The 11,528-nt window shown below is 65.5% G+C and carries 9 protein-coding genes; 3 read left to right on the forward strand and 6 right to left on the reverse strand.

Annotated elements, in window-relative coordinates:
• Positions 1–140 precede the first annotated feature (140 nt).
• The 3 genes from folP to ACERIM_RS17390 all read right to left on the reverse strand — a co-directional run bounded on the left by folP (position 141) and on the right by ACERIM_RS17390 (position 4,027).
• Positions 141–1,334, reverse strand: coding sequence for a dihydropteroate synthase (gene folP, locus ACERIM_RS17380; protein ID WP_373633602.1), 1,194 nt, complete (start codon positions 1,332–1,334; stop codon positions 141–143).
• A gap of 50 nt (positions 1,335–1,384) precedes the next feature.
• The gene (locus tag ACERIM_RS17385; protein ID WP_373633603.1) at positions 1,385–2,599 is read right to left on the reverse strand and encodes an AMP-binding protein; all 1,215 of its coding nucleotides are present in this window, start codon (positions 2,597–2,599) and stop codon (positions 1,385–1,387) included.
• 201 nt (positions 2,600–2,800) lie between these two features.
• Entirely contained in the window at positions 2,801–4,027 is a 1,227-nt protein-coding gene (locus tag ACERIM_RS17390) for a Cdc6/Cdc18 family protein (RefSeq protein ID WP_006180903.1), read from the reverse strand.
• Positions 4,028–5,014: 987 nt separating this feature from the next.
• On the opposite strand from ACERIM_RS17390, the gene ACERIM_RS17395 reads away from it, so the two are divergent.
• Both ACERIM_RS17395 and ACERIM_RS17400 read left to right on the forward strand, forming a co-directional pair.
• On the forward strand, positions 5,015–5,776 hold the full coding sequence (locus ACERIM_RS17395; RefSeq protein ID WP_006648690.1) for an RNA methyltransferase: 762 nt from the start codon (positions 5,015–5,017) through the stop codon (positions 5,774–5,776).
• Positions 5,777–5,867: 91 nt separating this feature from the next.
• Entirely contained in the window at positions 5,868–6,905 is a 1,038-nt protein-coding gene (locus tag ACERIM_RS17400) for a hypothetical protein (RefSeq protein WP_373633604.1), read from the forward strand.
• A 215-nt stretch (positions 6,906–7,120) separates the two neighbouring features.
• Here ACERIM_RS17400 and ACERIM_RS17405 read toward each other — a convergent pair whose 3' ends face one another.
• Positions 7,121–7,795, reverse strand: a complete 675-nt coding sequence (locus ACERIM_RS17405; protein ID WP_373633605.1) for an HTH domain-containing protein — start codon at positions 7,793–7,795, stop codon at positions 7,121–7,123.
• Positions 7,796–7,934: 139 nt separating this feature from the next.
• The gene (locus tag ACERIM_RS17410) at positions 7,935–8,885 is read right to left on the reverse strand and encodes a DMT family transporter (RefSeq protein WP_373633606.1); all 951 of its coding nucleotides are present in this window, start codon (positions 8,883–8,885) and stop codon (positions 7,935–7,937) included.
• Between the two features lie 181 nt (positions 8,886–9,066).
• Here ACERIM_RS17410 and ACERIM_RS17415 point away from each other — a divergent pair, with 181 nt between their 5' ends.
• Positions 9,067–9,549: an Lrp/AsnC family transcriptional regulator gene (locus ACERIM_RS17415; RefSeq protein ID WP_373633607.1), complete on the forward strand. Its 483-nt coding sequence runs from the start codon at positions 9,067–9,069 to the stop codon at positions 9,547–9,549.
• A 36-nt stretch (positions 9,550–9,585) separates the two neighbouring features.
• Here ACERIM_RS17415 and gatE read toward each other — a convergent pair whose 3' ends face one another.
• A complete protein-coding gene (gene gatE / locus ACERIM_RS17420; RefSeq protein ID WP_373633608.1) occupies positions 9,586–11,454 on the reverse strand; it encodes a Glu-tRNA(Gln) amidotransferase subunit GatE in 1,869 nt (622 codons plus the stop codon).
• Between the last annotated feature and the right edge of the window lie 74 nt (positions 11,455–11,528).

Genomic DNA, 11,528 nt, shown 5'->3' on the forward strand with positions numbered 1-11,528 from the left:
CGACCCACAGCCGTCGCTGGTCGATGTAGGGCCACAATAATTCCGTGATGTGGGCCGGGGGTCGCCTCCAAAGTACCCCTACCCGGGAGGCCGCCCGGCGTCCACTCTTCCATTTTGAAGCATCCGGTATAAGCTTTCTCTTAACGCAGCAGTTCTGACAGCTTCTCGCCGAGTGTGCCCAAACGGCCGTCACGGGACGCGAGATCCGCTGCAACGCCGGAAACCGACGTCGTCGATCCGACGAGCAGCAGTCGGGCGTCTGACGTGCGTTGGACGACTGCCCCGTGGTCGGCCGCGACCGCCGTCAATCGCTCCCCGGCGTCGACATCGAGCCCGTCGATCTCGAGGAGTTGGGCCTGCCAGTCGTCGGCGAAGTCGGGGTCGATACCGCGCTCTCGGAGTTGGGCCCGGAACTCGGCCGTCGAGTGGACATCCAGTTGCGAGACGTCGATCCCCCCGACTGTCGCGGCCCGTCGCTCGGTGAACGCCTTCCCGATCAGGGCCGCGTCCCGCGTTTCGGCTACGTCGTGGGTCCGGATCACGTGTGCCCCGCGCTCGACGGCCATCGAGGTCGCCGCCAGACTCACCGGCAGTCGTTCCTCGGTCTCGCGGCCGGCGATCTCCCCGAGGAAGTTCTTCCGGTTGATCGAGACCAGCATGGGCCGCTCGAGCGCCCGGAACTCCCGCAGACGCCGGAACGTCTCCTGATCGTCGGCGACCGTCTGGGCCTCGCTCCAGCCGCCGAACGCGGGATCGACGATCGTCTTGTCCGTCAGCCCGTTCTGTTTCAGCGCCTCGTACACCTGGTCGACGTAGTCCGCTCGTTCGGCCCAGTCCGGCGACTTCCGCTCGGCCCAGTCGGTCTCCTCGACCGCGCCGGGGCGCTCGAGATCCGGCGGGCTGGCCATCTTCGCGACCGCGACGTCGTGGTCCTCACAGACGGTCGGCATCTCGGGATCGGCAAAGCCCGCGATGTCGTTGACCATATCGAACCCCTGCGAGAGCGCCTCGTCGGCGACCTCGGCGTACCGGGTTTCGATGGAGAAGACCGCGTCGCCGGAGACGCGCTCGATCGTCTCGAGCGCGATCGGTAGCCGCTCGAGTTCCTCCTCGGCCGAGAGGACGTCGAAGCGCTTGTTCGCGGACTCGAGACCGATGTCGACGATGTCGGCCCCTTCGCCGATCAGTTCCTCGTCGACGTAGCGGGCCGCGTCGCCGGGGTCGTCGTAGACGCTGGGATCGTAGGGAGACTCCTCGCTGACGTTCAATACGCCCATGATCCGGGGCGGGTGGTCGTCACCGATCCCCAGGCCGGCGGCGTCGACGTTGTGCATACCCGGTCTGAGGAAGCGAGGCAAAAAGGTATCGTGGTTCCGGCGAGCCGCTATCGGTCCGCGGCGGAACGAACGGGCTCGGCCTCCGTCCGGCGACGGATCACGCCGTCTTCGGAACGCGCCGGGACGCCCGTCCTGACCCAGCGCGTGCCGTCGATCGTCACCGCTCGCTCGTCGGTCGGCGAGGAGAGGTCGGGGGAGTCGTCCGCGACCGCCGCGCTGGTGACCGCGAGTTCGTCACCGGCCCCCTCGTCGACGACTCGCGCTCGGATACCCGGGAGCGTGTCACCGATCGATCCGGACGCGACGTCGGCCGGCGTTCGCACGTGTGTCAGCCCGGTTTCGGGGAGCCCACACAGCCGAACGGCGTCGCCGGGTTCGGCGGCATCGTCGTGGCACGTCCCGAACGTCTCACGCGTCGATTCCACGACGCGGAGTCCGCCGTCGTCGACGACCCCGTTCGCACGGAGGGCGCGGTACTGACGCGGGGTGACGAACGTCCGATCGGCCTCGGTCGTCACGAGCAACGAGCGCAGCGTCGTCGGATCGGCGTCCGCGACCGGCCGGTATCGCCCGCCGTCGGTAAGCGTCGCGTTCGCACCGTACATGAACTCGATCGGGTCCGAGAGGGGCACCGCGCTGCGGTGGGACTCGAGGGGGTCGGAGCCGTCGCCGGGCGCGGCCGGCCGAGCGCTTGCGGCCGCGTGCAGGGATGCGTGCGTGTAGACGGCGGCGACGGGCGGGCGCTCGGCGCGATCGACGTAGGCGATCAGCGCCGGGTCCTCGTCCGCTCGCCGCACGACATCGATGCCGGTCCGCGAGTTCGAGCCGTTCATCCCGCCGTTGTCGAGGAAGTCGGCGAACGAGACGCCCATCCGGGTGTCGGAGTCGACGGTCACGGCGACGCGCAGCGATTCGCTGCCCGTCAGGAGGGGCATGATCGGGCTCGAGTCGGTCACGAGCGCCGTCGCCTCGGTGTCACTCAGGACGTGTCGCACGTCTCGGTTCCCGTAGGTCGCGGGGAGCGTGACGGGAACGCAGCCGGCCCTGAGCGCGCCGTAGGCCGCGACGAGAACCGAGCGCGGATCGGCGACGTGAATCGCGACCCGATCGCCGGCCGTGATCTCCCGCTCCCCGAGGCCGCCCGCAAACGAGTCCGTGGCGGTCCAGAGCTGCGAAAACGTCATCGGATCCTCGCAATCGATAGCCGTCGCTCCGGGATCGTTTCGTATCGCCGATCGGAGTTCGGTTACGAAATTCGTCATCTATCCGAACGGACGTAGTAAATATTCATAAGTATTTACTACTGGCCGAATCTCTGGACAGAAGTATGGTTTTAGAGGTTTTTAATGCAGGTACGATCGAATACCCACCAGAATGTGTAGCAACAATCGAAAATCGTCCCAAAACCGCCGCTCACCAGTAGTCACGGTCCGCACAGGTCGCGACGATCGAGGGACCCGTTGTCACTCCTCTTCGAGGACCGCCAGCCGCGAGTCACGCAGCAGCACCTTCTTGACGATCGAGGGGTTCTCGAGCAGGCGGTGTTTCGCGTGAGCGCCCCGGCCGCGTCCCCGGCCCTCACGTTCGGACTGGATCACGTTGAGGAAGTTCTGCTCCTGGAGGATCTCCTGGACCCGGCGCTCCGAGAGGACGTCGAAGTCGAGCCGTCGGGCGATCTCCTTGTACTGGTTGTAGATGATCTTCGTCGGGAACTCCTTTTCCTGGCTGTTCTCGGTCAGCAGGGTCAGCGAGTAGAGGATCGCCTTGGCCTGCTGGGGCGAGCCCTCGATGAGTTCGTTGAAGCGGTCGGCCTCGGTCTTTTCCTTGGCGTCACGGACGTGATCGGCCGTCACACGGGTGTCGTTTCGCTTCTTCGCGATCCGGCCGGCGTTCCGGAGGATGTCGATCGCCTTGCGCGCGTCGCCGTGTTCCTGGGCCGCGAGCGCGGCGGTCAGCGGGATCACGTCGTCGGAGAGGACACCGTCGTGGAACGCGTCGCGGCGTTTCTCGAGAATCTCGACGAGCTGGTTGGCGTCGTACGGCGAGAAGACGAGTTCGTCCCGCGAGAGGCTGGACTTGACGCGTTCGGAGAGGTGATCCGGGAAGTCGATCTTGTTCGAGATGCCGATGATGCCGATGCTCGAGTCCGATATCCGGCGGTTCTCGCCGGCCCGGGAGAGCTTGCGCAACACTTCGTCGTCCTCGAGCATGTCGATCTCGTCGAGAATGACGATCGTCACGTCGGTACAGTGATCGACGGCCTGCCAGAGACGCTTGTAGTAGTCGCCGGTTCCGAGCCCCCGGTCGGGGACGGTGACCCCGCTCGCGTCGGGTTCGTTGACGATCTGGGCGATCGTCTTGACGATGGATGCTTCGGTGTTCTGTTCCCCGCAGTCGATGAAGGCGTATTTCACGGTGACGTCGTCGTGTTCGGCCTCGGTGATTACGCGCTGGGTGACCGACCGCGAGATGAGCGACTTGCCGGTACCGGTCTTGCCGAAGATGAACAGGTGGTTGGGCTCGCTCCCAAAGATCGCCGGGTTCAGAGCGTCCGCAACCCGTTGCATCTGTTCGTCGCGACCGACGATCCGGTCCGGCCCGGGTAGGTGCGTGATCTCGAGCAGACGCTCGTCGGCGAAGACGGGGTCGTCGTACCGAAAGAGCGGATCTCGATCGTCGTTGGCGGCCATTGCAGTGGCCGGCCTTTTCAACTCGACTGAAATAAAGCTGTGGAGATCGATCGCGGATGTAAACACGTCGGGTAAGCGACTCGAGCGCCCGTTTTCGACCACCTGGCCGTCCGTCCGGCGATCCGCCGCCCTCGCGCTTCTAACGCCGAAACCGATCGATTCACAGGACGGGCACCCCCATCGCGGGTGTAAAACCGGCGCGTTCGATCACGAAACCCCCAGTACCGACCGATTCCGAGAGCTGTGTCGCGGTCACTGCGTGTGGTCCGAATCCGAGACTGCAGTCGAAACCGCATCGCTACAGCGGTCGAACGTTCGAATCGGGATTCGCTCGAGGGGGCACACCCCGGTCGCGTTTGTAACGGGAAACGAGTGGGGTGGTGCGATCAGTATTGCCCGATTTGGGCCGTATGAGGCGAACCATCGAACAGTCTTTCATCCGCGATGGTGGTGTGTTCACGAACAGAACCCCCACTCGCAATCACGGTTACAAACGCGAGGGGGGTGTGTCCCTCTCTCACTAATTCCAATCCAACCCGTACAGAGCGATACTGGACGAGAACGATCCCGTTGTACCGGCACAGTCGACGGGGCCACGACTTCGATGGGGCCCACAGTCACGGAACCACACTGTCGGAACACGACGATGGGGATACCGTTCTATCGGACTACCATGTCTCTAGTCTAGTAGTCTAGTCTAGTAGTGTTTCTAGACTAGTGTATCTAATAGCTATAGTAGCCACTGAAACAGCAACTGGTCTGACTCGAGCCACTACACGACAGCCGGTCGCGGCCAGTCACGAACGGACTCCTTTTTGCGGTCCCGACCACTACTCCGGCTATGAACCCGCGTCTCGCTTCCGTCGCATCAGTCGCATCCGTCCCGTCCGGCGGTCTCGGAACGGAGTCACCATCGAACTCGACGACAGCCCCCCTCCGACGAGGCATCGAACGATTTCGCGTCTCGGTCGTCCGCTTTCCGAACCGATGAGTGAGGATATCCCACCTACCGCGGACGCGACGGCGCGAACCGTGCCGGCCGTCGCCGTCGTCGACGCCCAGTCGCCGGGGAACGTTGGCACGATCGCCCGCTCGATGAAGAACTTCGGCTTCGAGGAGTTGCTGTTGATCGACCCGCCCGAACTCGATCCCGACGGCGAGGCCTACGGCTACGCGGGCCACGCTCGAGAGGACGTCCTACCCGAGGCCGAGGAGATCACGTTCGATCACCTCGTCGAGAACTACCACACGATCGGCTGTACGGCGGTGACCAACGAGGACGATCGCAGCCACACGCGATTTCCCTACTCGACCCCCGCGGAGCTGGCCGACCGGCTGCCGACCGTCGAGGCACCGACGGCGCTCGTGTTCGGCCGCGAGCGCGTTGGGCTGACCAACGCGGAACTCGCCCGGATCGACGAGATCTGTTCGATCCCCGCAAGCGCGGCCTACCCCGTCCTCAACCTCGGGCAGGCCGCGACCGTCACGCTCTACGAACTTCGGTCGCTCGCGCTCGAGGCGACGCAGTTACCGGACGTCGAACGGGTTCGTGCCCCCGAGGCAACCGTCGACCGGCTCTACGGCCAGTGGGACGACCTGCTGACCGAGATCAACCACCCCGACGAGAAACGCGACAAGACGATGCGGATGCTCAGACGGGTGTTCGGTCGGGCGGACCTGACCGAACGCGAGGCCAACACCCTGCTCGGTCTCCTCCGCCGCGCGACCGAGCGGCCGGCCGAGGACTGACCGTTGAGGTGGCGCTCGGGCTGTCAACGCTGCTAAATATCGGTGATAACGGCCGGTACAATAATACGGTTTCAGTGACCATCACCTGACCATGACTACCTATCGCCGACGAGCGACGCTGGGACTACTTGGAACGGGGATGGCGTTGCTGGCCGGTTGTTCCGGCTCGTCCGACGACGGTAACGGCTCCGACGACGACACCGAAGACGAGTCCGACGAATCGGCCGGTGACGCGGACATCGACGGTGAGAACGGTGACCTTCCCGCCTACGCCTCGATTCTCCCACAGAGCGACGACCCGTCGTACTTCTACGGTGCGATCGACGGCGCGACGCTCGATACCCTGCTCAACGACGAGGGTGCAGCCGAAGGCAACGAGCCGACGGATCCCCTGCTCGGGAACCCTGTCATCATGGCAGTTCTGTTCGGCAACTTCGGCAGTCGCGCCTCCCGCCAGGCCTACGTGAACAACGATCGGACGGCCGCCGACGAGGGCGTGCTGGTCGACGCCAACGGCGTCTACGCCGTCAAGGGCCAGTACGATCGGGACGGGCTCGCCGCCGACCTCGAGTCGGCCGGCTACACGGCCGAGAGCGACGCCGCCGCGTATTCGGTCTACAGCGATGCCGACACCGGCGAGGTCGTCGGCGTCTCCGAGGAAGTGTTCGCGGTCACCGCGCCGAACCCGAACGACGACGGCTTCGAGCCGGTCGCCGCCGTCGAACGCGTCCTCGAGACGGCCGTCGGCGAGCGGGAGCCGAAACACGCCGTCGACGAGGACTTCGAATGGCTCCTTCGTGCCAGTTCGACCGACGGCATGGCGCTCTGTCGGTACACGGAAACCGAGGCGTTCGATCCCGCGACCCTCGGCAACGAACAGGTGTCCTCGGACAGCCTCGAGTTCGCCTTTGGCGCGTTCGAGGGGGCAAACGGCGCACATCAACAGCTCTCGCTCGGCGACGGCGACGCGACCGCAAGCGCCGTCGTCACCTACGCCGACGAGGCCAGCGTCGACCGCGACCGCCTCGAGTCGGCGCTGGGAACCGACGCCGATTCGGTGACGTTCGAACAGGACGGACCGGCCGTCGCGGTCGACGCCGAGTACAGCGGCGATCTGGTCGAGGAGTAAATCCGCGAACGCGACGGCGAGACGGCGTCGAATCCGTCGCGTTCGCGACCAAAACGGAGTAGTCGAGGGTACTGTTACTGCGGGGCACTGTGACTACGGGGCACTGTGACTACGGGGCACTGTGACTACGGGGCACTGTGACTACGGGGCACTGTGACTACGGGGCACTGTGACTACGGGGCACTGTGACTACGGGGCACTGTGACTACGGGCCCCTATGACTGCGGCGGCGTCTGCTCTTCCGCCGTCGTCTTGGACGCCGTCACCTGGGCGACGTACCGCCCGGAGTCGGTCACCTGCCCGACCCAGCCGCAGTCGCCACAGGCAAACAGTCCCTGGCCGTCGATCAACTCCCCGCCGCAGTCGGGACACGGGTCCGAGATCGTCCCATCCGGCGCACCGTCGGCGTCGGTCGCTGCTCCGGCATCGACCGGCTCGAGCGGGGTCGGCACCGCGTCGGTCCGAAGCGTCGCGATCGCCTCGTCGGTGGTGTAGGTCTCCTCGGTCCGCTCGTCGGTGTGAGGGAAGACCCCGACCAGATCGTCGTCCTCGTAGATCTCGAGACACAAAAGCGGCGTCACGAGCCGCTTGCGGGTCTCACCGGTGATCTGTGAGGTCGTTTCCCGCTCCCGAAACGGCGGGCGGACGCTCACGCCGCGGCGATCGGCCCACTGCTCGAACCGTTCGTAGTTCTCGAGGACCTCCTGATGGGGGCTCTCTTCGGAGAGCGCGACCTCCTTGGGCCAACTCCGCAACAGCAGGTCGTCGATCGCTCCCTCGTCCTCGCAGGCTTGTAGCGTCTCGATCTGCTCGTCGATCGGCTCGAGAAGCAGGGGTGCGCGCACGTGACACACCACAGTACGGTCCGTATGGTCGGTTTTGCGCTGCATCGTTCTCAGTCAGGTTGTCGGGCAACGTGCGTGCTAATAACTGTTTCCGACGGTGCAGATACGGCCAGGACCCGATCGACCCGACGAGGCTGTCCGTACGGTGGCAAACCGGTTAGTGCCTGCCTCGAGACGTGGCCGATCACGGGGTCGTGAAAGACGCTCCGTCGAGCGCCGAGCGAAGCACGGACCGCAGCGCCTTGCGTTTGATCATGACGAAGCCCGCGAGGATCGTCACCAGGCCGACGAGCGTGAGCGAGTCGACGAGATATCCCAGCGCGACCCAGCTTACCCCCATCGCAACTACCGGCTCGGCGTAGCTGACCAGGATGACCTGCGTCGCGCCGGTTCGCTCGAGCAGTTCGAAGTAGAGGAAGAACGCGAACACGCCGGAGACGAGCGTCAGGTAGCTAAACGAGAGGACCGTCGCCGACGTCAGTTCGATCGCTGCGACCGACTCCCCGCGCAGGAACGCCCAGCCGAGCAACACGCCGGCCCCGATGAGCATCGCCCACGCCTGGAGCGTCTCGATCGGGAGCGCCGAGTCGATCGGGCGGACGAGGACGCTCCCGAGCGCGAACGCGACGGCCGAGCCGAACACGAGGACAGCGCCGACGGTCACGTCGCTTCCGAGCGCGGCCGACGACGGCTGGACGACGGCGATCACGCCCACCAGACCGAGTAGGAAGCCAGCGATCCCTGCAGGTGCCAGCCGCTCCTCCGGGAGTACCACGCCGGCGAACCCTGCCGTCAGGATCGGTGCCGTGCTAACGATCGTCGCCGCGACCGCGCCCGACACGTACAGTTCGCCGAGATACAACAGGCCGTGATAGAGCGCGATGACGAACGTGCCGGCGACGGCAACCGCCGCCCATTCCCCTCGGCCCGCCGGTCGAACCCGATCGTTCGTGACGGCCGCGTATGCGAAGACGATCGCGCCCGCGATCGCGTAGCGAAAGCCGGCAAACAGGAGCGGCGGAACGTACTCGAGTCCGATCTCGATCGCGACGAACGAACTTCCCCAGCATAGCGCGAGTATCGAAAAGAGTGCCGCATCACGGCACCCATCTGGAATCCAATCGATTGTACTCATATCTCCTTCGAAAATCACGGTCGTATTTAGACCCTTCTACAATCGCGCGGTGTTTTGAGAATCAAGAACCACACATATGAATTCATTTCGAGTTGGGCGCCGATAATCGGTCGATAGTTGAAGAAATATACAATTACATAAGCCGGAAAACACATGTCGGTCGGGATCGAACCTCGTCCATATGGACGAACGCGACGTGCGCCTCCTCAAGGCGATCGCCGAACTCGAGACGGGAAGTCCCGAACGGCTCCACGAGGCGACCGACATTCCGATCTCGACGATCCACTACCGTCTCAACAACCTCCGAGAGGAGGGCATCATCGAGAACGACCGCTACGATATCGATCTCGAGGCACTCGGGCTGGGCGTCACCGTCCTGATCGAGGTTCACGCGGACTATCGGGGCTCCTACGAGACGTTCGCGGATCGGCTCCTGACCGTCGAGGGGGTTACGAACGTCTACTTCACGATGGGAGAGACGGACTTCATCGTCGTCGCGCGTCTGAGCGACAGCGGCATGGTCGAACGCCTGATCGCCGAGTTCGAACAACTCGAGGGCGTCGAACGGACCGACTCGACGTTCGTCATCTCGGCGATCGAAGAACGGGACGCACTCCAGAGCTACGAGTTAGAGACGCTGCTCGAGGAACTCGTCGGCGAGTGAGAACCGCGGCGTCGGTAGCACTGCGCCTCGAGCGAGTTACGCTCGTTTCTGAATCTCCTCGCGCAGGAGTTCGCTCACGAGGTCGCCGTCGGCCTTCCCGCGGAGCGCGCCCATGCACTCGCCCATGAGTCCGGAGAAGGCCTGCATGCCCTCCTCCTCGACTTGGCCCGCGTTGCGTTCGACGACCTCGACGACGGCCTCGCGGACTTCGTCCTCCTCGGCTCCGCCGAGTCCGGCGTCCTCGGCCGCTTCTTCGGCCGTCCGGTCCGGCTCCTCGGCCAGCGCCGCAAGCAGATCCGGCACGCCCTCGTTCGGCAGGTCGCCGTCCTCGACCAGCCGGAGAACGCCCTCGAGGTGGTCGCGGGTCAGGTTCTCGACGGGCGCGCCGTCACGACGGACTTCGGTCAGCGTCGACTCGAGCGTCGTCGCGGCCAGCGTGGGATCGATTCCGCCGACGACGACGTCCTCGAACAGCGGCATGTACTCGCCGTAGGCGACCTGTTCGGCCAGCCCCGCGCCGAGGTCGTACTCGTCCTGATACCGCTCGACCTTCTCGGTCAACAGTTCGGGTTCGGGCACCTCGCTCGGGTCGGGCTCGACCGGCGGCACGTCCGTCTCGGGGTACATCCGCGCCGCGCCGGGCAGGGGGCGCAGATAGCGGGTCGTCCCGTCGTCGTTCGCGCCGCGGGTCTCCTCGGGGACGCCCTCGAGGGCGGTCTCGGCACGCTCGGCGGCGGCCTCGATCGCCGATTCCGCAACCTCGGTGTCGGCGGCGACGATGGCGACGGCGTCCTCGGGTTCGGCACCGACGGCAGCACGCAGGTCGGTGACCTCGTCCTCGGTGACGCCGTACGCCGGCAGTTCGTCGGTGTGGAAGATTCCGCCCGCGCCGTGGCGCTTGGCGTGATCGGAGAGTTCGGTCCCGAGCCGGCGGTCGGGGGCGATCTCGCGGCCGACGATCCCGTCGAAGCCATAGAGCGGCACCGCCGTGACGGCACCGCCCGAGTTCAGTGCCCCCGAGATGACGCCGCTGTCGGTGTCCTCGAAGACCCCGGTCACGTCCTGTACCTCGCCGACCGACGCCTCGCGCTCCTCCAGTTCGGCCGCGATCTCGACGAGTTCGGCCTGTCGGGCCACCTCGTTGCGGACGATGTCGTCGATATCGTCGAGACTCTGGACGCCCTTGATCTCGACGCGGGCACCCTCCTCGATGGAGACGTTGACGTCCTGGCGGATCGTCCCCAGGCCGCGCTTGACCTTCCCGGTCGAACGCAGCAGCATGCCGATCCGCTCGGCGGCCTCGAGGGCCTGCTCCGGCGTCGAGATGTCGGGCCTCGTCCCGATCTCGACCAGCGGGATCCCGAGCCGGTCAAGGCTGTAGCGGACGCCGTCGTCGGTCTCCTCGACGCGCTGGGCACTTTCCTCCTCGAGCATGAGGTCTTCGATGCCGACCGCTCCTGCACTGGTCTCGATCGCGCCGCCGGTGGCGATCAGCGACGAGCGCTGGAAGCCCGTCGTGTTCGAGCCGTCGACGACGATCTTGCGCATGACGTGGGCCTGGTCGACCGGGCTCATGTCCATGAGCTGGGCGATTTCGAGGACGGTCTCGAGGGCTTCCTCGTCCAACTCGTGGGGCGGCTCGTCGTCCTCCTCGACGAGACAGGTCGTGTCGTAGGCGAGGTACTCGAACTCGCGGTCGACCATGCTCTCCTCGACGGCGGCGTCGTCGAGTTCGCCCAGTTCGCTCCGGGTGGGGTGGAGATAGCGCGAAAACGTTCGCGTCGACGCCTCGGGCTCGCGAAGCTCGGTCGGACACTGACAGAACAGCTTCGTCGCCGTGTCGAGTTGCTGGTGGATCTCCAGCCCGGCGACGAGTCCGAGCTCGTCGTAGTCGTACTCGGTCATTGGCGGCCACTCGGTGGCGGAGGGGTAAAAAACCGTCCAGTCCGCGCCGCCGGCCCCGTCCACTCGGTGCCGGT

It is taken from the genome of Natrinema sp. H-ect1, from assembly GCF_041821105.1.
Taxonomy (GTDB): domain Archaea; phylum Halobacteriota; class Halobacteria; order Halobacteriales; family Natrialbaceae; genus Natrinema; species Natrinema thermotolerans.